Below are 26,261 nucleotides of genomic sequence, written 5' to 3' on the forward strand. Positions count from 1 at the left end.
GTCTAGCCGCTCAGCGCGGCTTGGCCGGAAACGGGAACGGGGTGACCACTTTCTCGCCGGTGGCCGCGTCGCGGATCGCCGACTGGCCTTTGCGCTCGACTTCCTCGATCCGCACGATGCTCTGCATCGGCAAATGCAGCACGCGGGTGTTGCCGAACTCGTCGCGCAGACGCTCCTCGGTGGGATCGACCACCAGGCCCTCGTGCACATCGAACACCAGCTCGCTGACCTCGGTGAAGCCCCACAGCGTGCCCGAGCCGATCTTGCGCGCATACAGCTCGTAGATCTTGCCGGCGTTGAGGAAGGTGACTTTATAGAGAGTGGCCATGGGGCGGGATTCGGGATGGGGGATGCGGGATTCGCGCAGCGGATCGGCGGTGGCACCAGACTAGCGTGGGGCCATGCGCCGTTAACGCAATAGGGCTTTGCCTGCAGACTCTCGCAATCCCGAATCCCGGCCTTCAATAGCCCCGCTTGCGCCGCAACCGCCGCGCGATGCCCGCGCGCGCGATCAGCGCGAACGCGCCGCCGAAGGCGAAGCCGGCCAGATGCGCCGACCAGGCCACCGCGCCGAACGCCGGGCCGATGAAGGTGAACACCACTTGCAGCAGCGCCCACACCCCGATCAGCAGCGGCGCGGGCACCTTCACGAATTGCAGAAACAACCCCAGCGGCACCACCACGCCGAGCTTGGCGCCGGGAAACAGTGCCAGGTAGGCGCCGATCAACGCCGAGACCGCGCCGCTGGCGCCGATGATGAGCCGGTCCGGCGTGCCGATGGCGATCACCGCGGCCAGATTGGCCACCGCGCCGCCGAGCAGGAACAACGCCAGCAACCGCCACGGTCCCATCGCACGCTCGGCCGGTAGGCCGAAGATCAACAAGAACACCAAGTTGCCGAGCAGATGGGCCCAGTCCGCATGCAGGAACAGCGCGCTGAACAGGCGCAAGGCACTGCCGTCGCGGATCGCATCCCACCAGGCGGTCGGAGTGGACAGGCCACCCGACAACGCACCCCATTCCAGCATCAGCCGGCGCTGTTCCGGATCGGGCAGCACCACCGCCGAGACGATGAAGCAGATCCACAACAACGCGAACAGCAGCGGCGTGGCCCAACGCAGGCGGGTGCGCTCTCGCGAAGGTATGGCGACGAACACTCGTTCAGCTCCCCGGGACAGGCACGCGAACGGTGCGCCCGTTAAGGTAGAAATACGGCATAAGTGTTTGTAACACCAGGGTTTGCGACATCGGTACGGGACGGCTTTGCAGTCTTGGGCGTATTGTTAGCGTTCGGTTAATGGCCGCGCTATAGTGCATACGGCGTCGTACGTCGGGAGGGGTTTCCGGCGGCTTCGCGGTTCGCTCCGGCGTCCGCGGGCACACGGCCGAGTCAGACGAAAAATACTCCAACGGAGACTACACGCATGCAACCCTCACACCGCTACACCCGCCTGACCGCGATCGCGCTCGGCATCGCTGGCGTCATCAGCTTCGGTTCGGCCGGCGCTACCGGTTTCCAGATTCGCGAGAACAGCGTCAAGAACCAGGGCCGTGCCTTCGCCGGCAGCGCCGTGGCCAAGGACGACGCCTCGGTCGTGTCCAACAATCCGGCCGCGATGGTCAACCTCGATACCACCACGATCCGCACCGACGTGACCGTGATCGACCTCACCGCCAAGTTCAACGGCGGCGGCCGCAGCGCGGCGGGCACTGCGCTGACCGGCGGCAACGGCGGCGACCCGGGCGACGCCACCGCGGTTCCGGCGATGTCGATCGTGGTGCCGCTGCATGGCGCCTTCGAGAAGCTCACCCTCGGCGCTCAGCTGAGCGCACCGTTCGGCCTGAAGACCGAATACGACGCCGATTGGGTCGGCCGCTACAACGCGATCGAGTCGGAAGTGAAGACCATCGATCTGACCCTGTCGGCGGCGGTGAAGCTGACCGACCGCTTCTCGATCGGCGCGGGCTTCATCTATGAGCGCGCGGAAGCGACGCTGACCAACGCGGTGGATTTCGGTTCCGGCATCTGCGCCAGCCCGACCACCGCCGCGCTGTGCCGCACCCCGACGCCGGCGACCGCCGCGTTCGGCCCGCAGAAGAACGACGGCCTGGCCAAGGTCAAGGGCGACGACACCGGTATCGGCTGGATCTTGGGCTTCCAGTGGAAGCCGACCGACCAGCTGTCGATCGGTTACGCGCACCGCTCGGAAATCGATCACGACCTGGAAGGCAACGTCACCTTCACCAAGCCGGGCAACGTCTCGGCGGTGTTCGCTGCCGGCGGCGTGCGCACCTACGACAACGGTCCGGGCGGCGCGGCGCTGACCACGCCGAGCACCGATACGCTGAGCGTGTCGTACGCCTTCACCGAACAGTTCCGCATGATGCTCGACGCGCAGAAGACCGACTGGCATTCGCTGCAGTCCGTCGACGTCAAGCGCGCCGACGGCACGCCGATCTCCAGCGAAGCGTTCCTGTGGGACGACACGATGATGTACGCGCTCGGTGCCGAGTACGACTTCAGCGATTCGTTCACCCTGCGCGGCGGTGTCGCCCAGGACGAGTCGCCGACCAACGACACTCATCGCACTCCGCGTCTGCCCGACAACGATCGCATGCTTTATTCGCTCGGCCTGACCTGGAACGCGAACGAGCACCTGAGCATCGATGCCGCCTACACCCGCATCGAGATCGACAGCCCGGACGTGAACGTGGTGTCCTCCAGCCGTTCGACCTTGGTCGGCAAGTTCAAGGGCCACGCCGATCTGTTCGGCATCGCGGCTCAGTACAAGTTCTGATCCTTGCCTCGCGCTTGAACGAAAAACCCCGCTTCGGCGGGGTTTTTCTTTGCGCGCGATGCGAGCATGGACGCATCGGCCGTGCCGACCCGCGCGATGAATCGTTACGATGCTCATCGCGCCGGGTCCGCGCCGGCCATGAGGTCGTTCGGGAGCGCTGCCGCCGTGTCGAGTACCCCAGCCATCGTCGATTCGTTGCTGCGCGGTCGCGCGCAACCGTATACGCGCCCGGGCAGCGTCAGCGCGATCGCCAAGACGCGCTTCGAAGGACGGGTCCGGATCGGCGAGATGGGCGTGGACGGCGACGAGCAAGGCGATCGCCGCGTGCACGGCGGACCGGACAAGGCGGTGCACCACTATCCGCGCGATCACTATGCGCTGTGGCGCGAGGAGATCGGCGAACATCCGCTGCTGGAAGCGCCCGGTGCGTTCGGCGAGAACTTCAGCAGCCATGGTCTGACCGAGGCGCAGGTGTGCCTGGGCGATCGCTATCGCATCGGCGATGCGTGGTTGGAAGTGAGTCAGGGCCGGCAGCCGTGCTGGAAGCTCAACGATCGCTTCGGCGTGGCCGACATGGCGCGGCGAGTGCAGGCCAGTGGCCGTACCGGTTGGTACTACCGGGTGATCCAGGCCGGCGAGATCGCCGCCGGCGACACGCTCACGCTGATCGAACGCCCGTGGCCGCAGTGGACGTTGCAGCGGATCGCGACGATGCTTTACACCCGCACCCTGGATATGGACGAGTTGCGCGCCGCACTGGCGCTGCCGCTGGTGCCGTCGTGGCGCAAGCTGGTGGAGACGCGGCTGGCGCGCGGCGCGGTCGAGGATTGGCGTTCGCGGATCGAGGGACCCGTGGCGGATTGAAGCGGTATCGTGGGGTGCGGTGTTTGCGGGCAGATCGAACGACGAAGGTGGTGCATGGGCGAAATCAAGTTCTCCAAGGAAGAAAAAGCCCTGCTGGCCGGCAAGCTGCAGCGGTATTTCAGCGAGGAGCTGAACCAGCAGATCGGCCGGTTCGACGCCGAATTCCTGCTCGACTTCATCTCCGAGGAAATCGGCGGCTATTACTACAACCGCGGTTTGAACGATGCGCAGGCGGTGCTGGCGGCTCGGCTGGACGAGTTGGGCGATGCGATCTATCAGTTGGAGCGGCCGACCGAGTTCAAGCGGTGAGGCTGGATTCGCGGCGGTTGCAAAGCGTCGGGGCTGAAGCCCCTCCCACAAAAGACATCGGACTTGCGCAGTATGGCTTTGCAGAAAGCCTGGGAGCATGAGGTCTTTTGTGGGAGGGGCTTCAGCCCCGACGCTTTTCGCCCAGCGGATAACGAATCAACCAGCCGATGGCCTGCCTTTCGCCAGCCCGGCAAAACACGCCCGCGCCGGGGTACTCACGATCAACACCGCTTCCTGCTTGAAGCGGCGCTTGTATTCGTCGGCGATCTCGACCACGCGCCGGCGTTCCTCGGCGGTGTCGGCATGGATCAAGTCGATCGCGCGCGAGTCTTCCTGTTCGACCTGACCGCTGTCGCCGCGCCATTGGCCCTTGGCCTGATACACCGTCAGCCCCGCGGGGAAGCGCGGCGTCACCACTTCGGCCAGGAAGGTCTGCCACTGCGCTTCGCTGACCGGGCCGTCCGGGCTGTTCATGCCGAACAACACGCGATCCTGGCGGCGTTCGCCGCAGGCGCTCGGATCGCCGGGCTTGACCGGCAGCGGCGCGAGCGAGGCACAGGCGGTGAGGGCGCACAGCAACAACGCGGACACTACGAGCTTGCAGGACATGGTCCGTATCTCCTGGGGATTGCGTCTATCTTGGCAGCAAGCGCGTCCGCCGGCTTCGCGCGCGGCACGGTCGATCTGCGATGGCCGTCGCAGGCTCTCGCTCAAGTCCATCGCCTGGGTGCGAAGGGCTGCGGATCGCCGCGCGCCACGATCGTCGCGACTGCAACCGGCGCCGTCGCACCATCGCGGCATTGCCGCCCGCAATCGGATCGACGCGGTGCGCGCCCTCCTGTAGGAGCAGCGCGAGCCGCGACCGCGACATCGCATATACGACGCAAGCGTAGTTTCGCGGTCGCGGCTTGCGCCGCTCCTACAGGGAGTTGTCGAGCCTACGAAAAACGGCGCGATCCGAAGATCGCGCCGTTCGTGGTTTCATGCCGCCGCGTCGGGTTCGTCGATCAATCGCCCAAGGTCAGCAGCGAAGCGTTGCCGCCGGCTGCCGTCGTATTGACAGTGATGGTCTTCTCGGTGGTGAAGCGCGGCAGATAGTGCGGGCCGCCGGCCTTGGGGCCGGTGCCGGACAGGTTCTGGCCGCCGAAGGGCTGCACGCCGACCACCGCGCCGATCTGGTTGCGGTTGACGTAGCAGTTGCCGACCTTCACCCGCGAGCTGATGCGGTCGATGGTTTCGTCGATGCGCGAATGGATGCCCAGGGTCAGGCCGTAACCGGTGGCGTTGATCGCGTCGATTACCATATCGAGTTGATCGGCCTTCCAGCGGATCACGTGCAGCACCGGGCCGAAGACTTCCTTGTGCAGCTGATCCAGCGACTTGAGCGCGTACGCGCGCGGAGCGAAGAAGCTGCCGTGGGCGCTGTCGGCTTCGACCGGCACTTCGGCGATCTTGGTCGCTTCGGTGTCCATGCGCTGCGCGTGATCGCGCAGCGTCTTCAGCGCGTCCTCGTCGATCACCGGGCCGACATCGGTCGAGAGCAGGCCGGGATCGCCGACCTTCAACTCGGCCATCGCGCCGGCGAGCATGGTGGTGACCTTGTCGGCGATGTCGTCCTGCACGAACAGCACGCGCGCGGCCGAGCAGCGCTGGCCGGCGGAGGTGAAGGCCGAACCGATGGCGTCCTTGACCAGTTGCTCCGGCAGCGAGGACGAGTCGGCGATCAACGCGTTCTGCCCGCCGGTCTCGGCGATCAGCACGCCGATGGCGGCATCGCGCGCGGCCAGCGAACGGTTGATCGCGCGCGCAGTGTCGGTGGAACCGGTGAAGGCCACGCCGGCCACGCGCGGATCCTTGGTCAATGCCGCGCCGACGGTGGCGCCGTCGCCGGGCAGGAACTGCAGCACCGCTTCGGGCACGCCGGCTTCGTGCAGCAGCTTGACCGCGTAGTAGCCGATCAGATTGGTCTGCTCGGCCGGCTTGGCGATGACGCTGTTGCCGGCGGCGAGCGCGGCGGAAATCTGGCCGGCGAAAATCGCCAGCGGGAAATTCCACGGGCTGATGCAGACGAACACGCCGCGGCCCGACAGGTGCAGGGTGTTGGATTCGCCGGTCGGGCCGGGCAGGGCTTCGGGCGCGAACAGCTTGCGCGCCTGCGCCGCGTAGTAGCGCAGGAAGTCGACCGCTTCGCGCACTTCGGCGACGCCGTCGGGAATGGTCTTGCCGGCTTCCTTGGTGCACAGCGCGATGTATTGCGGCATGCGCTGCTCAAGCAAGGTCGCGGCGTGTTCGAGGATCGTCGCGCGGCTGGCGGCCGGCATCGTGTCCCAGGCTTCCTGCGCGGCGACCGCGTTCTTCAGCGCCAACTCGACGGTGGCGCCGTCGGCGGCCTTCCACTGGCCGACGATTTCGCGGCGGTCGGCGGGGTTGGTCACGGCGATATCGGGACCGGTGGTGTTCGCGCCCGGCACCAGCGGCGCGGCGCGCCAATCGGCGGCCGCGGCGGCGTTCACTTGCGCGGCGAGGGTCTGCAGTTGTTGATCGTTGGCGAGATTGACGCCCATGGAATTGGTCCTGTCGAAGCCAAAGCTACGGTAAAGATCGGCCGGAAGCGGAATGCGCGGATGCGGAATGCTGTCGAACGCGGCGACGGTTTCGACCGGATCCTGGATCAGGTCGTCGATCGCGATGGCCTCGTCGGTGATGCGGTTGACGAAGCTGGAGTTGGCGCCGTTCTCCAGCAGGCGACGCACCAGGTACGGCAGCAAATCTTCATGCGAGCCCACCGGCGCGTACACGCGGCACGGCGCGTTCAGGCGATCGGCCGGAATCACCTCGGCGTACAGATCGTCGCCCATGCCGTGCAGCTTCTGGAATTCGAAGTGCTGCTCGCGGCCCATCGCCTTGGCGCGGCGGTGGATGGTGGCGATGGTCTGCGCGTTGTGGGTGGCGAACATCGGATAGATCGCGTCGCTGGCTTCGAGCATGCGCCGCGCGTTGGCCAGGTACGACACGTCGGTGTTCGGCTTGCGGGTGAACACCGGGTAGCCTTGTTGGCCATCGACCTGGGCGCGCTTGACCTCGCTGTCCCAGTAGGCGCCTTTGACCAGGCGCACGGGGATCTTGCGGCCGGTTTTTCGCGCCAGATCGGCGATGAAGTCGATCGCTTCCGGCGCGCGCTTCTGGTACGCCTGGATGGCGAGGCCGTAGCCTTCCCAGCCGTCGAGCGATTTGTCCGAATACGCCGCGGCGATCAGATCCAGCGACATTTCCAGGCGATCGGCTTCTTCGGCGTCGATGGTGAAACCGATGCCGTAGCTCTTGGCCAGTTGCGCCAGTTCAAGCACGCGCGGGGTCAGTTCGGCGAAGACGCGTTCGCGCTTGGCGTGCTCGTAGCGCGGGTGCAGCGCGGAGAGTTTGACCGAGATCGACGGGGTGGCGAACACGTCCGCCTGCAGATAGCTGCCGCTCTTACCGATCGCGTGGATCGCGTCGCGATACGCCTGCTGGTAACGCAGCGCATCCTTGGTCGTCAGCGCGCCTTCGCCGAGCATGTCGAAGGAATAACGGTAGTTCGCGTTGTCGCCCTTCTTCGAACGCGACAGCGCTTCGCCGATGGTGCGGCCCATGACGAACTGATGGCCCATGATCCGCATGGCCTGGCGCACGGCCAGGCGGATCACCGGTTCGCCGACGCGGCCGACCAGGCGCTTGAAGGCGTTGTGGACGTCGCGCTTGGTGTCGTCGGCCAGGTCGACCAGCTTGCCGGTCAGCATCAGGCCCCAGGTGGAGGCGTTGACCAGGACCGAGTCCGATTGACCCAGGTGGCGCTTCCAGTCGGCTTCGCCGAGCTTGTCGCGGATCAGCTTGTCGGCGGTCTCTTGGTCCGGAATGCGCAGCAGCGCTTCGGCCACGCACATCAGCAGCACGCCTTCGTCGCTGCCCAGGTCGTACTGGCGCATGAAGGCTTCGATCGCGCCCTGGTCCTGGGCACGGGCGCGCACGCGCTTGACCAGGTCGGCCGCGGTGGCCTGCGCGGCGGCGCGGTCGGCGTCGGGCAGGCGGGCGAGTTCGAGCAGATGGCGTACGTGCTCGGCTTCGTCGCGGACCCAGCCTTCGGTAAGCGCGGCGCGCGGGCCGCTGGTCGGCGGCGGCAGTTCGGGGCTGATCATCGTGTTGGACGGCGGCTGGGCGCCACGGCGCGGCGGCGGACCGTCGCTGGCGACGGTGGAGGAGGCGTTGGTGGACATCGGGCCCGGGACTGGGGTGGGAAGTCCGCCATTTTAGAGCTTTCTCTCGGGCGCCATCTGCACTTTTTCGGCCGGCAGCCGGGGCGGCGGCCGTGCGCGGGAGTACTGTGCTGCGCGCACCGGCACACGCTCCGGCGGCGCCGCCGGTGCGAACGGACCGACCGGGCAAGGTCGCCTCGGCGTCGCGAAGGTCTCGCCGTTCGCGCCTTATCGCCACCGTAACTTGCACCCGTCACGTTTGCGGCGCCTACCTTTGAGCGCCGTGCAAGTCGCCGAACACCCGGCAAAACCGCGCGGTTTCGGGCTTGGAGCGGGGTCGCTCATGCGGGCGCGGCGCAAGTGGCGGGTTGCCGCAGGACGGGGTCGCCGCTACCATTTATCGGTTATCCGTAGCGCCGATGCCGGCGTGATGGGCCCGGCCAGGGCTCGCCAGCCACCTTTAGCCCCTCGCAATGCTCCGCGCGCCGTTCCCAGGCGCGGTCGGTGCCGGGAGCAGAGGCAGCCCGCGGAGCGCGTTAGATCACCACACTGATTTTTCGGGGCTCGAACTGATGAAAGCCGGTCGTTTCAAGCAGTGGGCAGCGGGCATCGCCTCGATGGCGCTGCCGGTCCTCGCGTTTGCCCAGGCTGCGGACCCTAAGCCGTGGCAGCTGAATATGGGCAAGGGCGTCACCGCCCAGTCGATGAACGCCTACTCGGCCCACCAGCTCGCGCTGTGGATCTGCGTGGTGATCGGCATCCTGGTCTTCGGCGCGATGGCCGTGGCCATGGTCAAGTTCCGCCACTCCAAGGGCGCGGTGGCCGACAAGGACTTCGTCCACAGCACCAAACTGGAGATCGTCTGGACGGTCGTGCCGGTAGTGCTGCTGGTGGCGATGGCGTTCCCGGCCACCAGCAAGCTGATCAACATGTACGACACCCGCGACTCGGCGATGACCGTCAAGGTCACCGGCGTGCAGTGGATGTGGAAGTACGAGTACCTCAACGAGGGCGTGCAGCTCACCAGCCGCCTGGACCGCAAGAGCGACCAACTGCGCCAGAGCGGCAAGCTGGTCACCCGGGCCGACCACGAGCACTACCTGCTCGACGTCGACAACGTCCTGGTGCTGCCGACCGACACCAAGATCCGCTTCGTGATCACCGCCGACGACGTGATCCACGCCTGGTGGGTGCCGGCGCTGGGTTGGAAGCAGGACGCGATTCCGGGCATCGTCAACGAGGCCTGGACCGACATCAAGGAACCGGGCATCTACCGCGGCCAGTGCGCCGAGCTGTGCGGCAAGGACCACGGCTTCATGCCGATCGTCGTGCGCGCGGTGCCCAAGGCCGAGTACCAGCAATGGCTGGCCGAGCAGAAGGCGAAGAACGCGCCCGCAGCTCCGGCCGCACCTGCCGCCGCCGCGCCAGCGACTCCGGCTGCTGCGCCTGCCGCCGCCCCGACCGACGCCGCTCCGGCCTCGGCCGCGGCGACCGCCCCGAATTCCGACGCCCCGACCGCCGCCCCCAAGGGCGTCGCGGTCGCGGGTTGATCGTCAAGCATTCATCAGAGGTAGGCCATGGCAGCCACGCACCCCGTCGCCGATCATCATCACGATCACCACGATGATCACGCCCACAAGCAGGGCTTCATCGAGCGTTGGTTCTTCTCGACCAACCACAAGGACATCGGCACGCTGTATCTGATCTTCAGCTTCGTGATGTTCATCATCGGCGCTGGCATGTCGGTGCTGATCCGCTGGGAGCTGATGGAACCGGGCCTGCAGCACCTCAAGCCCGAGTTCTTCAACCAGATGACCACCATGCACGCGCTGGTGATGATCTTCGGCGGCGTGATGCCGGCCTTCGTCGGCCTGGCCAACTGGATGATTCCGCTGCAGATCGGCGCGCCGGACATGGCGCTGCCGCGCATGAACAACTGGTCGTTCTGGATCCTGCCGTTCGCCTTCACCCTGCTGCTGATGACCCTGTTCCTGCCGGGCGGCGCGCCGGCCGGCGGCTGGACGCTGTATCCGCCGCTGTCGCTGCAGGGTGGTTCCAACGTCGCCTTCGCGATCTTCGCCATCCACATGATGGGCATCAGCTCGATCATGGGCGCGATCAACGTCATCGCCACCATCCTCAACATGCGCGCCCCGGGCGTTGATCTGTTGAAGATGCCGATCTTCTGCTGGACCTGGCTGATCACCGCCTTCCTGCTGATCGCGGTGATGCCGGTGCTCGCCGGCGCGGTGACGATGCTGCTGACCGACAAGTTCTTCGCCACCTCGTTCTTCAACGCGGCCGGCGGCGGCGACCCGGTGATGTTCCAGCACATCTTCTGGTTCTTCGGTCACCCCGAGGTCTACATCATGATTCTGCCGGCGTTCGGCGTGGTGTCGGAGATCATCCCGACCTTCAGCCGCAAGCCGCTGTTCGGTTATCAGGCGATGGTCTACGCGACCGCCTCGATCGCCTTCCTCTCGTTCATCGTGTGGGCGCACCACATGTTCACCGTCGGCATGCCGCTGGGTGGCGAGATCTACTTCATGTTCGCGACCATGCTGATCGCGGTGCCGACCGGCGTGAAGGTGTTCAACTGGGTCACCACCATGTGGCGCGGCTCGATCTCGTTCGAGGCGCCGATGCTGTGGGCGATCTCGTTCGTGATCCTGTTCACCATCGGCGGTTTCTCCGGCCTGATGCTCGCGATCGTGCCGGCCGACTTCCAGTACCACGACACCTACTTCGTGGTCGCGCACTTCCACTATGTGCTGGTGACCGGCGCGCTGTTCTCGATCATCGCCGCGGTCTACTACTGGTGGCCCAAGTGGACCGGACGCATGTACAGCGAGCCGATGGCCAAGTTCCATTTCTGGTGGACGATGATCTTCGTCAACCTGCTGTTCTTCCCGCAGCACTTCCTGGGTCTGGCCGGCATGCCGCGCCGTATCCCGGATTACAACGTGGTGTTCGCGGACTGGAACCTGATCAGCTCGATCGGTGCGTTCGGCATGTTCCTGACCCCGTTCATGATGCTGGGCATCCTGCTGCATTCGAAGCGCTCCGGCGCCAAAGCCGAAGCGCGCGCGTGGGAATCGGCCAAGGGCCTGGAGTGGACGGTGCCGAGCCCGGCGCCGCACCACACCTTCGCCACGCCGCCGGTCATCCGCGACGGCGATCTGGCCCACGGCGACATCACCCACTGATCCAGATGGGTGCAGGCGGCGCGCCGGGTCGATGAAGACCGCGGCGCGCACCGGCCACCCGAGACGGAGACCATGACCCAGCCTCGCGACCCGCACGATCTCGCCCAACGCCGTTCGGCCGCCCGCCGCACCGCGCTGTGGTTCGGGCTGGCCGCGGTGGCGGTGTATGCAGCTTTCATCCTCAGCGGCGTGCTCGGCGCGACGGGGGCACGATGAGCGCTTCGGGTTCGCCGCACGATCCCTCGCCGCAGGATCTCGAACAGGTCCGCCTGGAGCAGGCCGGCCTTGAGCAGGCGCAGCTGAACCAAGCGCGCTCGCAGGCCAGCCCGAAGATGACCCGGCTGATGGTGTTCGTCGCCCTGGGCGCGTTCGCCTTCACCTTCGCGCTGGTGCCGATGTACCGCATCGCCTGCGAGAAGGTGTTCGGCATCCGCCTGGACCGCGGCGCGGTCGCCGACGCCGGCCAGGGCATGAAACCGGTCGCCGACCGTCTGGTCACGGTGCAGTTCGACGGCAGCGTCAATTCCAAGCTGCCGTGGGAGTTCAAGCCCAACCAGTTCAGCATGAAGGTGCGTCCGGGCGAGCAGTACGAGACCACCTATCACGCCCGCAACGCCACCGACCGCGCCATCGTCGGCAGCGCTTCGCCCTCGGTTGCGCCGGCGCGCGCCTCGGGTTATTTCAACAAGACCGAATGCTTCTGCTTCACCGCCCAGACGCTGCAGGCCGGTGAGGTGCGCGAGATGCCGGTGCGTTTCATCGTCGACCCCAATCTGCCGGCCGACGTGCACACCATCACGCTGTCCTATACCTTCTTCAAGAACGACGTGCTCACCGCACGGCTGCAGCAAGGCGCGGTCTCCAAGACCCCATCCTCGCCGTTGGCCGCGCCCTGAGCTGGCTCAGCACCACTTAATCACGGAACGCCGCCATGGCCCACGCTCACACGCCAGACGCCAACATGTACTACGTCCCGCATAGCAGCCGCTGGCCGTTCCTCGGTTCGATCGGTCTGTTCACGACCATGATCGGCGTCGCCAGCTGGCTCAACGAAGTCAGCTGGGGCAAGCCCACCTTCTTCGTCGGCATCGCGTTTCTGATCGCGGTGCTGTTCGGCTGGTTCGGCGATGTGATCCGCGAGTCGGTGCGCGGCCACTACAACAAGCAGGTCGACGTGTCCTTCCGCATGGGCATGGTCTGGTTCATCTTCTCGGAAGTGATGTTCTTCGCCGCGTTCTTCGGCGCGCTGTTCTACGCCCGCCAGTTGGCGCTGCCGTGGCTCGGCGGCGACGGCGACGGCGTGATGACCAACAGCCTGCTGTGGCCCGACTTCAGCTCGGCCTGGCCGAGCAGCGGCCCGGCCGGCGTCGGCGGCAGCTTCGAGACCATTCCGGCCTGGGGCCTGCCGCTGCTCAACACCCTGATCCTGTTGACCTCCGGCTCGACCGTCACCGCCGCGCACCACGCGCTCAAGGGCGGCCATCGCAAGTCGCTGCTGTTCTGGCTGGGCCTGACCGTCGCGCTGGGCTGCCTGTTCCTGTTCTTCCAGGCCGAGGAATACATTCACGCCTACACCGAGCTGAACCTGACCCTGGGTTCGGGCATCTACGGTTCGACCTTCTTCATGCTCACCGGCTTCCACGGTCTGCACGTGACCCTGGGTACGTTGATGCTGGCGATCATCTGGTTCCGTTGCCTGAAGGGCCATTTCGACAAAGACAACCATTTCGCGTTCGAAGCGGTCGCTTGGTACTGGCACTTCGTCGACGTGGTCTGGCTGGGGTTGTTCCTGTTCGTGTACGTGCTGTAAGCGCGGATACGGCGGTGGTTGCGAGGGGGCCGGCAGTCGCCGGCCCTTCGCTTTTGTGGCGGGCCGTTAAAGTCCGCTGAGAAGGTTGCAAGGTTTTTGTGGGAGGGCCTTCAGGCCCGACGCCTTCGTTCCGATCTTGGCGATCCGGGCCCAAAGCGTCGGGCCTGAAGGCCCTCCCACAAGAGCCGGGCCGGTCACGCGGCCGGCGGCGCTCAGTTGGGATTGGACCCCACGCCATGCGGCGTGATCCAGCCCATGTAGATCCCCAGGATAATGATCAGAATCAGCGCCACGGACAGCGCGATACGACGGGTCAGGGCGTTGACGGTGCGCTTGCTCTGCCCCTTGTCCACCAGCATGTAGTACAGACCGGCGCCCAGATTCCAAACGATGACGATCAGGAAGGCGACAACCAGCAGGATCTTCAGCGACTCGTTCATCGCGGCCTCCTCGGGTGCGCGCGGCGCGCGCGCGGATGCGATCGGCGGATTATCGCAGTTCGGCCGGCTCGGCGTCGGCACCGGTGGCCTGCGATGAAACGACGCGGCGGCCGGCTGTTCGGTTGGATCCTGGCGCTGGCGGTGATCGCGTTGTTCGTGCACTTGGGGCTGTGGCAATCGCGGCGCGCGGTCGAGAAGCAGGCCATGCTCGACGCCGCGGCCACGGTGTTGAAACAGCGTATCCCGCGCTCTCTGGCCGTCGCCGGCGATGCCGCGCGCGTGAGCGATTACGACTGGGCCTCGGGTCTGGGGTATTTCGATGAGCGCGACGCGTTGCTGCTGGACAACCAGCAGCGTGGCGGCCGCGCCGGCGTGCGTATCTACCGCATCTTCGTGCCGCGACAGGGCGGCCCGCTGCTAGTCGACCTGGGCTGGCTGCCGCTGGGCGGCGATCGCAAACTGCCGGCGATCGGCAAACCCGAGGGAGAACTCGTGCTGTCCGGCCTGCTGACCGCGCCGCCGTCGACCGGCATCGCACTGGGCCCGGGGCTGGGTCGCGAAGGCTCGCAGTGGCTGCTGACCCGGGTCGATCCGGCCGCGATCGCGCGTCAGACCGGAATGTCGGTGGCACTGGCCCCGCGCGTGCTGCGCCTGGACCCGGCGCTCAAGCTCGGCTACGAACGCGATCTGGAACTGCTCGCCAACACCTTGCCGCCGCAGCAGCACCGCGGCTATTCGCTGCAGTGGTTCGCCCTGGCCGCGGCGGTGCTGGCGACCGCGTTGATCCTCACCTTCCGCCGCAAGCGGCGCCCTTCCGACGTCGACCGCCCATGACCGATTCCGATCCTTCCGCCGCAGACCCCGTGTCGCACCGGCAACGCAACCGCAACCGCCTGGTGCTGTTGCTGATCGCCGCGTTCTTCTTCGTGCCGATGCTGGTCGCCGGGATCCTGCGTTTCACCGACCATCATCCGGCGGTGAACCGCCAGCACGGCGAACTGCTCGAACCCAAGCCGGATCTGCGCGCGCTGAACCTGCGCCTTGCCGACGGCCAGCCCTACGCCTGGAACCCGCAGGCGCGGATCTGGCGCATCACGGTCGCGCCGCAACCCGGCTGCGCCAGGCGCTGCGTCCGATTGTCGCGCCAGCTCGACACGGTCTGGCAGTTGTTCGGCAAGGATGCGGACCGGGTCGAGCTGCTGTGGCTGGGCGAGCTGCCGGCCGGCGCGGCCCGTCCCGCTTCGCTGCGGGTGTTGGCGCCTTCGCCGGAGCTGCGGGCCCGTCTGCCGCGCACGGACGACCCGGCCGGGCCGCCGGTGTACGTGATCGACCCGAACGGCTTCGTGATTCTGCGCTACCCTCCCGGCTTCGAACCGGGCGGCCTGCGCGCCGACCTCGCCAAGCTGCTGAAACTGATGTGACCGGTGGGCCGGCGCGGCGCGCCGGCGATCCGTTAGCAAGCATCGAGCAGGAAAGAGTTTTCGAATGAGCGTAACCAGCATGACCGGTCTGAGTGGTTCGGGTCCGGCGTTGACCAGCATGAATAAGAATTTCCATCGCATCGCGTGGCTCGCCGTCGCGCTGGCGCTGTGCGTGATCGTGTTCGGCGCCTTCGTGCGCCTGTCCAACGCCGGCCTGAGCTGCCCGGATTGGCCGACCTGCTACGGCCGCGCCGCATGGCCGAGCACCGCGCACGAAGTCAACGACCACGTCGCCACCGCGATCCGCCCGGTCGAAGTGCACAAAGCCTGGCGCGAACAATTCCACCGCATGATCGCCGGCCTGCTCGGCGTGCTGGTGCTGGCCCTGGCGCTGGTCTCGGCGCGCCGGCGCAGCAGGGGCCTGTTGCAGGTGGTGGTCGCGGCGGCGGTGGTCGCCATCGCGATCCCGCTGTACATGAAAGGCCAGCACGTGGCCGCTTCGGCGCTGGCGATCGTGGGCGAAGGCATCCTGCTCGCTGCCGCGCTGCGCTGGAGCAATACCGATCTGTCGCGCGCTTCGTCGCTGACCCTGGCGGTGATCATCTTCCAGGCCTTGCTCGGCATGTGGACGGTGACCTGGCTGCTCAAGCCGATCGTGGTGATGGCGCATCTGCTGGGCGGCCTGCTGACGTTCTCGTTGCTGGTGTGGATCGCCTGGCGCGCGACCAACCAACCGATCCGATTGGCCGATGCGAGCCGCGTGCGGGCGCTGATCATGGCCGGCATCGCCGTGCTCGGCGTGCAGATCGCGCTCGGCGGCTGGACCAGCGCCAACTACGCGGCGTTGGCCTGCGGCAACGATTTTCCGACCTGCGTCGGCCAGTGGTGGCCGCGTCACGACTTCGGCGAAGCGTTCGTGCTCTGGCGCGGCATCGGCGTGGATTACGAAGGCGGCATCCTCGACGGCGAGGCGCGCATCGCGATCCAACTCGCGCACCGGGCGATGGCGGTGATCGTGTTCTTCTATCTGATCGGGCTGGCGGTGAAACTGCTGCGCACCCCGGGCCTGCGCGGCTGGGCCACGCTGCTGTTCGCGCTGACCTTGCTGCAGGTCGGCCTGGGCATCGCCAACGTCAAGCTCGGCCTGCCGCTGGCGGTCGCGGTGGCGCATAACGGCGGCGCCGCGCTGCTGCTGTTCGCGCTGGTGTCCTTGCTCGCGCGCCTGCGCACGCCGGAGCCATGATGAACGCTGTCACCCGACCCACCGCCAGACAGTATTGGGCGCTGACCAAGCCGCGCGTGGTCGCGCTGATCGTGTTCACCGCGATCGTCGGCATGTTCCTGGCCGTGCCGGGCTGGCCGCCGTTGCAGGAATCGGTCCTCGGCTTCCTCGGTATCTGGCTGGCCGCATCCTCGGCGGCGGCGATCAATCAGCTGCTGGATTCGCGCATCGACGCGAAGATGGCGCGCACTTCGTGGCGGCCGATCGTGGCCGGGCAGGTCACCCCGACCCAGGCGCTGGTCTTCGCGCTGATCCTGGCCGCGGCCTCGATGCTGATCCTGGTGCTGTGGGTCAACGTCATCACCGCGGCGCTGACCTTCGCTTCGTTGATCGGCTATGCGGTGATCTACACCGTCTTCCTCAAGCGCGCCACGCCGCAGAACATCGTCATCGGCGGCGTCGCCGGCGCCGCGCCGCCGCTGCTGGGCTGGGCCGCGGTCACCGGGATGCAGGGGCCGTGGGACTGGGCGCATGCGCTGTTGCTGGTGCTGATCATCTTCGTGTGGACGCCGCCGCATTTCTGGGCGTTGGCGATCTTCCGCCGCGCCGACTACGCGCGGGCGATGGTGCCGATGCTGCCGGTCACCCACGGCGTGCAGTACACGCGCTGGCAGATCCTGTTCTACACCGTGCTGTTGGTGGCGGTGACCGTGATGCCGTGGGCGGTAGGCATGAGCGGCCTGTTCTACCTCGGCGGCGCGCTGGTGCTGGGCGCGATGTTCTTGTACTACGCATGGAAGCTCATGGACCCGCCGGACGAGTTGTATGCGATGCGGGTTTTCAACTATTCGATCGTCTACTTGATGGCGTTGTTCGCTTTTCTGATGGTCGACCATTGGCTGCTGCCGGTGCTGCAGCCGGTAGCGGCGTTCGAGCTGCAGCCGGTGCGTTGACCGCCCGCGCCCGCCGGGCGCCGGCAGACGCCGAATCAAACCTGCGTCTGATAAATCTGAGGAGTTGCTGTCGATGAGGAACACGATCCTCCATTCCATCGCGGCGCTCCTGCCGTTGGCCGCGCTGACCGCGGCGCGCGCGCAAGCCGTGGAGCCGTCGCTGGCCGCGCCGCGCGACCTGGTGGTCACCGCGGCCAGGCTGTTCGATTCGCGCAGCGGCAAACTCGTCGATCGTCCGCAGGTGCTGATCCGCGACGGCCGCGTGGTCGAGGTCGGCCGGGTCGGCGACGCGGCGCCCGACGGCGTCGAGCGTCTGGATCTGCCCGGCATGACCCTGCTGCCGGGGCTGATCGACATGCACACGCACATCGATTCCGATCCCGCTTACGGCGGCTACACCTATCTGCAGTTCGGCGACCGCTTCTGGTCGATGCTCGCGGTCAAGCACGCGCGCCAGACGTTGGACGCCGGCTTCACCACCATCCGCAACGTCGGCGCCGATGCCTGGAACGATGTCGGCCTGCGGCAGGCGATCGACGAAGGCCAATTGCCCGGCCCGCGCATCGTCGGTGCCGGTTATGCCTTCGGCGCGACCGGCGGCCATTGCGATTCGACTTTCTTCCCGCCGTCGATGGCGCAGAAAAACCCATACAACGCCGACTCGCCCGAGCAGGGGCGCCAGCGCGTGCGCGAGTTGCGCAAGTACGGCGCGCAGGTGATCAAGATCTGCGCGACCGGCGGCGTGTTCTCGCGCAACACCGAGCCCGGCCAGCAGCAGCTGAGCCTGCAGGACATGCAGGCGATCGTCGCCGAAGCGCATCAGTGGGGCCTGCGCGTGGCCGCGCACGCGCACGGCGCGGCCGGCATCAAGGACGCGATCCGCGCCGGCGTGGACACCATCGAGCATGCCAGCCTGATCGATGAGGAAGGCATCCGCCTGGCCAAGCAACACGGCACCTGGCTGTCGATGGACATCTACAACACCGACTACACCCAGGCCGAAGGCAAGAAGAACGGCGTGCTTGAGGACAATCTGCGCAAGGATCGCGAGGTCGCCGACCTCCAGCGCGAAAACTTCCGCCGCGCCCATGCGGCCGGAGTGAAGATGGTCTACGGCACCGATTCGGGCGTGTACCCGCACGGCCTCAACGGGCGCCAGTTCGCGGTGATGACGCGTTACGGGATGAGCGCGGCGCAGGCGATCCAGAGTGCGACTTCGAATGCGGCCGAGGCTTTGGGCCGCAATGACGTCGGTATTGTCGAGAAAGGGCGGTGGGGCGATTTGATCGCGGTGGCCGGCGATCCGACTCAGGACGTGAGGTTGCTGGAGTCGGTGCCGGTGGTGATCAAGGGCGGCGAGGTGGTCAAGGACGCGCGTTGAACCGTTGCCCCCTTTGAAAAAGGGGCGAGCGCCCGGCGCCAGTTTCGTTTCAAAGTGAAGAACCGTGGCGCGGGGGCTTTTTGCGCGGAGCGCGCAGGAGCAAAAGCAAATCCCCCCTGGCCCCTTTTTTCAAAGGGGGGAATCCTTCGGGGAGATGCTTGGCGGGTCTAATCCGCGGCTTGTTCTGGCATGGGCTGCGTTCGCGCACGCCGCGCATACCGCCGCGCAATGTTCGCGCAGACGATCAGCTGGATCTGATGGAAAATCATCACCGGCAGTACGATCGCGCCGAGTGTGCTGCTGGCGAACAGGATCTTCGCCATCGGCACGCCCGTGGCCAGGCTCTTCTTGGAGCCGCAGAACACGATCGCGATTTCGTCCTCGCGCGAAAACCCCAACCGGCGCGCGGCGAAAGTGGTCGCCACCATCACCACCGCCAACAGCAGCGCGCATACTGCGATCACTACGTACAGCGCCTGCACCGGTGTGCTCTGCCACAAGCCGCTGCTGACCGAAGCGGCGAACGCGGTATAGACCACCAGCAGCACCGTGCCTTGGTCGGTGTAGCGCAGCACCGCGCGCTGGCGTTCGACCCAAGGGCCGATCCAGCGTCGCAGCAGGTGCCCGGCCACGAAGGGCACCAGCAACTGCAGCGTGATCTTGCCGATCGCCTCGCCCGGGTGCGCCATCGCGCCGTGCGAGCCGGCCAGCGCGCTCATCAGCAAGGGCGTGAGGAACACGCCGAGCAGGCTCGAAGCCGAGGCGCTGCATACCGCCGCAGGAACGTTGCCGCCGGCCATCGAGGTGAACGCGATCGAGGACTGCACGGTCGAGGGCAGGGTGCACAGGAACAGCAGGCCCAGGTACAACTCCGGCGTCAGCCAAAGGCCCGACAGGGGCTTGAGCGCCAGGCCCAACAGCGGAAACAGCACGAAGGTGCTGGCGAAGATCAGCAGGTGCAATCGCCAATGCAGCGCGCCGGCCACGATGGCCTCGCGCGACAGACGCGCGCCATGCAGGAAGAACAACGCGGCGATGGCCACGTTGGTGAGATCGTCGAGCCCGCGCGCGGCCATGCCCTGCAGCGGAAACCACCAGGCCAGCGCGACCGCGGCCAGCAGGGCCAGGGTGAAGCTGTCCACGCGCAGACGTTGGAGCCACGACATCGATCAGCGCCTCGCAAAGAGGAAGCGCGCAGGGCCGCGGCGGTCGTCCGTGAGCGCGCGGCGATGCGGGCCTGAGCCTCATTCTGGCCGGCGCGCGCGGCCGGGTCCATGGCGGAACGTGGCGGCGAGTTCGGTGCGGGCGTGAGGATGCCGGGCGCGGGAGCGTATCGGATCGTTTCGCAGGCTCGAAGGGCGGTTGTAGGAGCAGCGCGAGCTGCGACCAACCGAAGTGACGTACGCAAGCGCCGCGTCCGAAGCCCGAGCGTATCAGGCGGCAAAACCGCCGAGGGTCGTCGCTTCGGTGGCTTAGGTGGCATTGCACCTTCGAAGCCTGAGCGCATCAGGCGGCAAAACCACTGAAGGTCGTCGCTTCGGTGGCTTAGGTGGCGTTGCACCTTCGAAGCCTGGGCGTATCAGGCGGCAAAACCGCCGAGGGTCGTCGCTTCGGTGGTATTGGACCTTCGAGGCCTTTGCGCATCAGGCGTAAAAAACCACCGAAGGTCGTCGCTTCGGTGGCTTGAGTGGTATTGCACCTCTTAAATTGGCCGCACCCGCTCGGCGATGTCGGCGGCGCTGTCGGGCGTGACGTACCACTTACCCGGTTCTTCGTACTCGAAATCGATCGCCACTTCGGCCGCTTCGCGATTGATGCGCACGATGCACACCCGCCACGGCGCCTTGTCCTTGGTCTGGGTGACCCGGCGCAGTTCCTCCAGACGGTTTTCGATCTCCACCCCCGACGGCGTCAGCGCCTCGCCGGGTTGGCCCTTGTCGTAGCGGAAGCCGTTGAGCCGGCTGATGCCGTCGCCGTACCAGGCGATCAGCGAATAGCCGTCCCAGGGGCGTTCGCCGGCCTTGGGGTCGACCACGATCAAACGCGCGATTTCGCCGAGCAATTCGTCTCTGTTCATGTCCTGCCTTGGGCGTGTCGGTTGGGAGCGTGCCGGTCGGAGCCGTGCCGGCCAGGGCCGCGCCGATCAAGCACGTACCGCTCAGGAACCGGCCGCGATCATCTCGTCCATTTGCGGACCGTCGACCCGGTCGTACTGCTGGCCGGCGCGGTTGTCGAAGGCCACGCGTTGATCGTAAACCCTGCTGCCGTCGCTCGGGTCGATGACCTCATAGGAAATGCGAACCCGGTCCGGTCGGTCGACGTCGCGCGGGGTCAGATCGATGTCGATGCGCACGTCCATGCCCTTGTCGACCCACGCCGCCCACTCGTTCTCCAGGGTCTTGTAGGCGCCCATGTTGAAGTTGCCGTTCTGCGGGAACAGGTTCTTCAGGCCCTGGTCGGTGACGAAGCGGTGGCCGAACACGTGGCCGCCCTGATCGCCGTCGATGCCGCGGTCGGCAGCGGCGCGCTGGGCGTCGGTTTCCGCGTCGCTGCGATCGATCTTGCTGAACACGGTGCGCAGGGTGCCCTGTGCATGCACCGGCCGGCCCTGCTCGTCGACGGTCCAGGTGGCGTTGTTGACCTCGCCGCTGTCGGGGTTGGTCACCGTCGCGGAGATCTCGCGGGTTTGGCCGGGCTCAGGGTCGCTCAGGCCCAGCCAATCCTTGAGCGTGTCGACGAAAGCGCCGCCGCCGGTGTCCTCGCGCGGCAACGCGGCATAGGCGTCGCGCACCTCGGGACTGCCGCCGCGCTCGACCGCGGCGGCGATCGTGTCCTGGCCGAACGCGGTTTCCAGCGTGCGCAGTCGCGGCGCGTCGAGCTTGCCGGCCAGGTCGTTGGCGAGGATCTCGCGCTCGGCCAGCGGCAACGCATCGACCTGTTCGCTCAGCGTGTCCCATTGCGGCGGCGTCCATCCATCGATCTGTTCGCGCAGTTGCGGCGCGGGCGTCTGGCGCAGCGTCTGCGGCGTGGGTAGAGCCTGAACAGGCACCAGCGACGGGGCCGGATTCAGGAGCGGGCCGGACTGGATCGGGTCGGTCATGGATGTGCCTGATCGATACGAATCAAACACACAAACTATCCATAAAACCTGCTGTGCCCCAGTGGGGAAAACCCCAGTAATTCGTGACAGTTCAATGACTTCGTCGGCATCGGATAGGGTTCGCCCCATCTGGCTGCGGCCCGTGTCCAGGTCTAGCGTGCAGTTTCACTTCTGTGCGGACGGGCGCGGCCATGAGCGGAATTTTCAACCATCCGATCTACCAAAATCCGGTGCTGTTCCAGCAAGCCGCCGATCCGCCGCCGGCGGCGAAGCCGCAGGCCACCGAAGGCGTGGTCCCGCCGACCGGCACCCAGCACGAAGACGTGCAGGCCGCGGTCGATGCCACCATCAGCCCGGAGGCCACGGTCGAACAACGCAATACCGCGTACCGCGAAACCCAGGCTTACGTGGAGCGCGCAGCCAGCGGCGGCGATTACGAGGTCATCGACGCGACCTCGATGAAGTCGATCGCCCTGTACACCCTGCGCCAGGAAAACCTGCCCACGCGCTACCGGCCGGAAGTGCTCGCAGCGGTCGATCGCGAAATCTCGCCGAACGCCAGCACCGAGCAGCGCATGCAGGCCTACGACCAGATCCAGCAGTACGTGGAAATGGTCGGCGGCATCGGCGATGCCGGCATCGTCGCCGAGGCGCTGCCAGGCCGCACCGCCGATCTGCTCGGCGAAGCGCGCATTCCGACGGTAAAACAAGATGCCCAGAACGACGCGCAAGCCATCCTGGACGTCGGCAAGCGCGATGGCGAAGACGATTACGGCGCGCGCCGCGCCGCCTTCGCCGACGCCGTGCGCGGCGAGCCGGAGGCCTATCGCGAATACCTGACCGCGGCCGTGCTCGAACGCGATCACGGCGCGGTCAAATCCTGGCTCACCCCCAGCGGCGTACTGGGTCTGGCCGCCGACGGCAAGATCGACGCCGCCACCCGCGCCGACATCACCGAGCAGATCGCCAAGGCCTATAACGACCGGGTGATCGATGCCGATTCCTTCGACGGTCTGGCCGATATCGACTACGGCCCGGATCAGGTCCGCGAGTACAAGGAGATCACCGATTTCCTCAACGGCTCCAGCGGCCCGGAAACGCTCGAGCTGCGTGGCAATCTGGCCGAGCGCATCTTCGATACCTGGTCGCAGTCGCAGTATCCGACCGATCTGGGCCTCCACGGATACAACTACCGCCAGTTGGAACTGGCCATCAACGTCGCCGGCGGCGATGCGCAGCATCCGGAGGTGTTGACCGATTTCCTGCGCGGCCTGCCGGCCGACCAGCTCGATCGAGTGATCGCCATCGCCGCGCAGTTGCCGCAGGCGGAGCCGGACATGATGGCGACGATCTTCTCGGCGGTGGCGCGCGACGAGCGCCCGCAGGCCGGCGACCTGGCCGCGCAACTGGCGCGCCTGCCGGGCGAGCACGGCGACTGGTTCGAGCAGGATCAGGTCTCGCGCAACGAGGCGCTGGCGCAGATGCTCGGCACCCATTCGGACAAGGTGCTCGACGCGCTCAGCGAGTACGACGACAGCGGCGCGCGCGGCTTGGGCGAGGACACCGATCGCAAGCAGTACGAGGTCAACGGCCGCGATCTGGCCGCGGTGCTGGAGCTGACCACGTTCAATCCGGACATCTCCAGCGCGGGCCGACAGAGCGCGCGTCAGGCGATCCTGGATTACGTCGGCGATCAGTCCGACATCATCAACGACTCGCGCGGCCAGACCAACTCGCCCGGCTATGAAGACGCTTCGGGCCGTCTGGTGGTGATCTCCGCGGCCAGCGACGTGGCGGTGGACCGCGGCTTCGAGAAGCTGCAGGCGGATATGGACGCGAAGAAGGAAGCGATCGCCTTCGTAGTCGATCTGGCCCTGGTCGCGGTGCCGTTGCCGGCGCGGTTGGAAGCGCGCGCGACCGGTCAACTGGAGACCTTGTTCGCCAACAATCCGTTGGTGCAGGAGGCCTTGACCGGCCTGACCGGCGAGGTCATCGACACCGCCACCGGACAATTGACCGACGCGGCCAAGCAGCAGCTCTACGGCAATATCGACTCCAACCCGGAACTGGCGCGGCTGACCGAACGCCAGACTGTGGCCGACGCCTTCCGCGAGAGCGCACTCGGCGGCGTGGCCGACGAACGCGACCGCGCCGAGATCCGTCGCGATGCGAACGGGCTGGCGGATGACATCAGCGAGATCGATTGATCGCTGCGGTTCTGCGCGGCGGGTTTTTCGCCGGTACGGCGGCGCGAAAGTTCTCCGCGCCGTCGCTTCGTTTCGAGTCGGTTCCGCTCAAATCTCCCAGACCGGTTCCTCCCTTTGAAAAGGGGGGCAGGGGGGATTTGCTCCTGATCGCCCATCCCCGGCGTCACTTCTCCCCGATCAAATGCCGCTGCCAGAACTCCATCATCGCCGCGCCGAAGTAATCGGTATTGACCTTCTTCTGAAAGCCGTGGCCTTCGTCGTCGAACATCAAGAACCACACCGGCTGGCCGTTGCCGCGCACCGCCTTCACGATCTGCTCGGCCTCGGTGTAGGGCACGCGCGGATCGTTCTTGCCCTGCGCCACGAACAAGGGCGAGCGGATCTTGCCGGCGTTCTTCAGCGGCGAAATGCGCTCGAACACCGCCTTCATTTCCGGTAGGCGCTCGTCGCCGTATTCGGCGCGGCGCAGATCGCGGCGGTAGCTTTCGGTGTTCTTGAGGAAAGTGGTGAAATCGGAAATGCCGACCACGTCGACGCCGGCGCGGATGCGGTCGCTGTAGTGGGTCAACGACGCCAGCACCATGTAGCCGCCGTAGCTGCCGCCGTACACGCCGACCCGCGTGGCGTCGAGTTCGGGCTGCTTGGCCACCCAGTCGAGCAGCGCGCCGATGTCCTTGACCGAGTCCTCGCGCTTTTCCGCATTGTCCAGGCTCAAATAGGTGCGGCCGTAGCCCGAGGAGCCGCGCACGTTGGGCACCAGCATCGCCACGCCGAGCTCGTTGGCCAGGAACTGCGCGTTGGCGCTGAAGGTCGGTTGCGACTGTCCTTCCGGGCCGCCGTGGATCTGGATCACCACCGGTACTTTCTTGCCGGTCGGCAGATCGGCCGGCTTGTAGTAGAACGCGGGAATCGACCTCGGCTTGCCGCCGGCCTGGTCGAAGGTCGGATAGTGGATCAGGCTCGGGGCGACGAACTTGGTCGAATCCAGGCCGCCGACCTCGCTGCGGGTCCAGCGGGCGAGTTGTCCGGCTGCCAGATCGATCACGTAGACGTCGCTGGGCGAGGTCGCGGTGTTGATCGCCAGCGCGATGCGCTTGCCGTCGGGCGAGAAATCGGCGCGGCCGATCACGCCGATCGGCAGCGCGGGCAGCCGCACTTCCTTATGCCCGGGCAGCGACAACACATGCAGCTTGCCGATGCCGTCTTCGTTGCTGACGAACAACAGATGTTTGCCGTCGTCCGACAGCGACAACTGGTCCACGTCCCAGGGAATGTCCGCGCTGAGCACTTCGAACTTGCCGCTTGCCGGTTCGTGCCGGCGCAAGGTGCGGAATTCCTGCGGCTTGCCGTCGACCGGTTCGTCGGAGACGAAATACACCGCGCGGCCGTCGTGGGAGAAACGGAAATCGCTGATCGAGGCCTTGCCGCCATCGACCGGGAACAAGGTCAGCTTGCCGCTGTCCAGATCGACCAGGCCCGGATAGGACTCGCTGGCCGACACGTACTTGAGCACCAGCAGTTGCTTGCCGTCGGGCGAGAAATCCTGCGCGCTCCAGTTGCCGCCTTCCACGACCGCCGCGCGCGATTTGCCGGTGGCGAAGTCCATCACCCACACATCGGTGTCGCGGCCGTTGCGCACGGTGCTGCTGTAAGCGAACTGCTTGCCGTCGTGCGAGAACAGCGGGTCTTCGTTGCGCGCCTTGCCGTCGGTGAGCAGGCGGGTCTGGCGGGTGGCCAGATCGAAGTAATACAACTGCCAGAACTCGTTGCCGCCCACGTCCTTGCCGAACACGAAGCCATTGCCCGAGCCCGGCGCGGCAGCCAGCGAATTGACTGGTTCGGGATAAAAAGTGAGTTGCTCGCGCATGCCCAACGGCTGGCAGACCCGGTGAGCCTGAGTCGTTTCGCCGAAGCGGGTGCCGATCAACAGGCAGCCGTCCTGGGTCCATGCGCCGAAGTTGGCGCCGCGGGTGTTCTGGTAGCGGTTGAGCCGCTCCAGCAGCTCGGCCGGAATCGCCGGAACGTTCTCGCTGACCCGGTTGCCCTGGACGACGCGCTGGGTCTGCGCCGCGGCGGTCTGGGCCTGGACGGTGCCGGCGCAGGCCAGGACCAGCGCGGTGGAAGTCAGGATATGGCGCAACGACATCGGCGTTCTCCCCGGTAGTGCGAAGGTGCAAGGGCCGCGTCCGGCCGTGGCGCGGACGCATGGAGCCTGAGCTTAACGCTGTGTGGCGGGATCGCGATCTCCCCCGAAAGTCACGGCCGGGGAAGGCCGCTGATGGCCTTAGAGTGCGTTGATTGCATTCGGTGCGCGGTGTTCG

25 protein-coding genes are annotated in these 26,261 nt (G+C 66.5%); 15 read left to right on the forward strand and 10 right to left on the reverse strand.

Features of this window, described 5'->3' with window-relative positions; translation table 11 throughout:
- Positions 1 to 10: 10 nt before the first annotated feature.
- Together ACTOWJ_RS21535 and ACTOWJ_RS21540 are read right to left on the reverse strand one after the other, a co-directional pair.
- Positions 11 to 328 carry a DUF1820 family protein gene (locus ACTOWJ_RS21535; protein ID WP_441336665.1) on the reverse strand — a complete coding sequence of 106 codons (318 nt, stop codon included), beginning with the start codon at positions 326 to 328 and terminating at the stop codon, positions 11 to 13.
- 133 nt (positions 329 to 461) lie between these two features.
- Positions 462 to 1,157: a rhomboid family intramembrane serine protease gene (locus ACTOWJ_RS21540; protein ID WP_441336666.1), complete on the reverse strand. Its 696-nt coding sequence runs from the start codon at positions 1,155 to 1,157 to the stop codon at positions 462 to 464.
- Positions 1,158 to 1,424: 267 nt separating this feature from the next.
- On the opposite strand from ACTOWJ_RS21540, the gene ACTOWJ_RS21545 reads away from it, so the two are divergent.
- The 3 genes from ACTOWJ_RS21545 (at position 1,425) to ACTOWJ_RS21555 (ending at position 3,971) form a co-directional block, all read left to right on the forward strand.
- On the forward strand, positions 1,425 to 2,798 hold the full coding sequence (locus ACTOWJ_RS21545) for an OmpP1/FadL family transporter (protein WP_441336667.1): 1,374 nt from the start codon (positions 1,425 to 1,427) through the stop codon (positions 2,796 to 2,798).
- A 138-nt stretch (positions 2,799 to 2,936) separates the two neighbouring features.
- Positions 2,937 to 3,662, forward strand: coding sequence for an MOSC domain-containing protein (locus ACTOWJ_RS21550; protein WP_441336668.1), 726 nt, complete (start codon positions 2,937 to 2,939; stop codon positions 3,660 to 3,662).
- 54 nt (positions 3,663 to 3,716) lie between these two features.
- The gene (locus ACTOWJ_RS21555; protein WP_441336669.1) at positions 3,717 to 3,971 is read left to right on the forward strand and encodes a DUF2164 domain-containing protein; all 255 of its coding nucleotides are present in this window, start codon (positions 3,717 to 3,719) and stop codon (positions 3,969 to 3,971) included.
- 156 nt (positions 3,972 to 4,127) lie between these two features.
- On the opposite strand, the gene ACTOWJ_RS21560 is transcribed toward ACTOWJ_RS21555, so the two are convergent.
- Positions 4,128 to 4,580 carry a DUF3574 domain-containing protein gene (locus ACTOWJ_RS21560; protein ID WP_441336670.1) on the reverse strand — a complete coding sequence of 151 codons (453 nt, stop codon included), beginning with the start codon at positions 4,578 to 4,580 and terminating at the stop codon, positions 4,128 to 4,130.
- A 398-nt stretch (positions 4,581 to 4,978) separates the two neighbouring features.
- A complete protein-coding gene (gene putA / locus ACTOWJ_RS21565; RefSeq protein ID WP_441336846.1) occupies positions 4,979 to 8,143 on the reverse strand; it encodes a bifunctional proline dehydrogenase/L-glutamate gamma-semialdehyde dehydrogenase PutA in 3,165 nt (1,054 codons plus the stop codon).
- Between the two features lie 629 nt (positions 8,144 to 8,772).
- Between putA and coxB the strand changes: the two genes are divergently transcribed.
- From coxB to ACTOWJ_RS21590, 5 genes are all read left to right on the forward strand, one after another.
- A complete protein-coding gene (coxB, locus tag ACTOWJ_RS21570; protein WP_441336671.1) occupies positions 8,773 to 9,750 on the forward strand; it encodes a cytochrome c oxidase subunit II in 978 nt (325 codons plus the stop codon).
- A 27-nt stretch (positions 9,751 to 9,777) separates the two neighbouring features.
- The gene (gene ctaD / locus ACTOWJ_RS21575) at positions 9,778 to 11,406 is read left to right on the forward strand and encodes a cytochrome c oxidase subunit I (protein WP_441336672.1); all 1,629 of its coding nucleotides are present in this window, start codon (positions 9,778 to 9,780) and stop codon (positions 11,404 to 11,406) included.
- Between the two features lie 72 nt (positions 11,407 to 11,478).
- Positions 11,479 to 11,622 carry a hypothetical protein gene (locus ACTOWJ_RS21580; RefSeq protein ID WP_441336673.1) on the forward strand — a complete coding sequence of 48 codons (144 nt, stop codon included), beginning with the start codon at positions 11,479 to 11,481 and terminating at the stop codon, positions 11,620 to 11,622.
- The gene (locus ACTOWJ_RS21585; protein WP_441336674.1) at positions 11,619 to 12,302 is read left to right on the forward strand and encodes a cytochrome c oxidase assembly protein; all 684 of its coding nucleotides are present in this window, start codon (positions 11,619 to 11,621) and stop codon (positions 12,300 to 12,302) included. Before ACTOWJ_RS21580 ends, ACTOWJ_RS21585 begins: the two co-directional genes overlap by 4 nt.
- A gap of 35 nt (positions 12,303 to 12,337) precedes the next feature.
- Positions 12,338 to 13,216: a cytochrome c oxidase subunit 3 gene (locus tag ACTOWJ_RS21590; protein WP_441336675.1), complete on the forward strand. Its 879-nt coding sequence runs from the start codon at positions 12,338 to 12,340 to the stop codon at positions 13,214 to 13,216.
- 66 nt (positions 13,217 to 13,282) lie between these two features.
- On the opposite strand, the gene ACTOWJ_RS21595 is transcribed toward ACTOWJ_RS21590, so the two are convergent.
- Positions 13,283 to 13,396 carry a DUF6053 domain-containing protein gene (locus tag ACTOWJ_RS21595; protein ID WP_441336676.1) on the reverse strand — a complete coding sequence of 38 codons (114 nt, stop codon included), beginning with the start codon at positions 13,394 to 13,396 and terminating at the stop codon, positions 13,283 to 13,285.
- On the opposite strand from ACTOWJ_RS21595, the gene ACTOWJ_RS21600 reads away from it, so the two are divergent.
- A complete protein-coding gene (locus tag ACTOWJ_RS21600) occupies positions 13,353 to 13,463 on the forward strand; it encodes a DUF6053 domain-containing protein (protein WP_441336677.1) in 111 nt (36 codons plus the stop codon). The two genes, ACTOWJ_RS21595 and ACTOWJ_RS21600, sit on opposite strands and share 44 nt — an antisense overlap.
- Here the strand turns inward: ACTOWJ_RS21600 and ACTOWJ_RS21605 are convergent.
- Entirely contained in the window at positions 13,429 to 13,656 is a 228-nt protein-coding gene (locus tag ACTOWJ_RS21605; protein ID WP_441336678.1) for a twin transmembrane helix small protein, read from the reverse strand. The two genes, ACTOWJ_RS21600 and ACTOWJ_RS21605, sit on opposite strands and share 35 nt — an antisense overlap.
- Before the next feature lie 93 nt (positions 13,657 to 13,749).
- Here ACTOWJ_RS21605 and ACTOWJ_RS21610 point away from each other — a divergent pair, with 93 nt between their 5' ends.
- From ACTOWJ_RS21610 to ACTOWJ_RS21630, 5 genes are all read left to right on the forward strand, one after another.
- A complete protein-coding gene (locus ACTOWJ_RS21610) occupies positions 13,750 to 14,490 on the forward strand; it encodes an SURF1 family protein (RefSeq protein ID WP_441336679.1) in 741 nt (246 codons plus the stop codon).
- Positions 14,487 to 15,077, forward strand: coding sequence for a hypothetical protein (locus ACTOWJ_RS21615; RefSeq protein ID WP_441336680.1), 591 nt, complete (start codon positions 14,487 to 14,489; stop codon positions 15,075 to 15,077). The genes ACTOWJ_RS21610 and ACTOWJ_RS21615 overlap by 4 nt, the downstream gene beginning before the upstream one ends.
- Before the next feature lie 118 nt (positions 15,078 to 15,195).
- On the forward strand, positions 15,196 to 16,320 hold the full coding sequence (locus ACTOWJ_RS21620) for a COX15/CtaA family protein (RefSeq protein ID WP_441336847.1): 1,125 nt from the start codon (positions 15,196 to 15,198) through the stop codon (positions 16,318 to 16,320).
- A complete protein-coding gene (locus ACTOWJ_RS21625) occupies positions 16,317 to 17,252 on the forward strand; it encodes a heme o synthase (protein WP_441336681.1) in 936 nt (311 codons plus the stop codon). Before ACTOWJ_RS21620 ends, ACTOWJ_RS21625 begins: the two co-directional genes overlap by 4 nt.
- Before the next feature lie 73 nt (positions 17,253 to 17,325).
- Entirely contained in the window at positions 17,326 to 18,633 is a 1,308-nt protein-coding gene (locus ACTOWJ_RS21630) for a Xaa-Pro dipeptidase (protein ID WP_441336682.1), read from the forward strand.
- Positions 18,634 to 18,800: 167 nt separating this feature from the next.
- Here the strand turns inward: ACTOWJ_RS21630 and ACTOWJ_RS21635 are convergent, their stop codons facing one another.
- The 3 genes from ACTOWJ_RS21635 to ACTOWJ_RS21645 all read right to left on the reverse strand — a co-directional run bounded on the left by ACTOWJ_RS21635 (position 18,801) and on the right by ACTOWJ_RS21645 (position 21,733).
- On the reverse strand, positions 18,801 to 19,799 hold the full coding sequence (locus ACTOWJ_RS21635; protein WP_441336683.1) for a bile acid:sodium symporter family protein: 999 nt from the start codon (positions 19,797 to 19,799) through the stop codon (positions 18,801 to 18,803).
- 536 nt (positions 19,800 to 20,335) lie between these two features.
- Positions 20,336 to 20,710 (reverse strand): hypothetical protein, encoded by a 375-nt coding sequence (locus ACTOWJ_RS21640; protein ID WP_441336684.1) that lies wholly within the window; start codon positions 20,708 to 20,710, stop codon positions 20,336 to 20,338.
- Between the two features lie 81 nt (positions 20,711 to 20,791).
- Positions 20,792 to 21,733 (reverse strand): DNA/RNA non-specific endonuclease, encoded by a 942-nt coding sequence (locus tag ACTOWJ_RS21645; RefSeq protein WP_441336685.1) that lies wholly within the window; start codon positions 21,731 to 21,733, stop codon positions 20,792 to 20,794.
- 191 nt (positions 21,734 to 21,924) lie between these two features.
- Between ACTOWJ_RS21645 and ACTOWJ_RS21650 the strand changes: the two genes are divergently transcribed.
- Positions 21,925 to 23,940 (forward strand): hypothetical protein, encoded by a 2,016-nt coding sequence (locus ACTOWJ_RS21650; protein WP_441336686.1) that lies wholly within the window; start codon positions 21,925 to 21,927, stop codon positions 23,938 to 23,940.
- A 163-nt stretch (positions 23,941 to 24,103) separates the two neighbouring features.
- Here the strand turns inward: ACTOWJ_RS21650 and ACTOWJ_RS21655 are convergent, their stop codons facing one another.
- On the reverse strand, positions 24,104 to 26,086 hold the full coding sequence (locus ACTOWJ_RS21655) for a S9 family peptidase (RefSeq protein WP_441336687.1): 1,983 nt from the start codon (positions 26,084 to 26,086) through the stop codon (positions 24,104 to 24,106).
- Between the last annotated feature and the right edge of the window lie 175 nt (positions 26,087 to 26,261).

Origin of the sequence: Lysobacter sp. CA199, assembly GCF_052078715.1 — a bacterium.
Classification (GTDB): Bacteria; Pseudomonadota; Gammaproteobacteria; order Xanthomonadales; family Xanthomonadaceae; genus Lysobacter.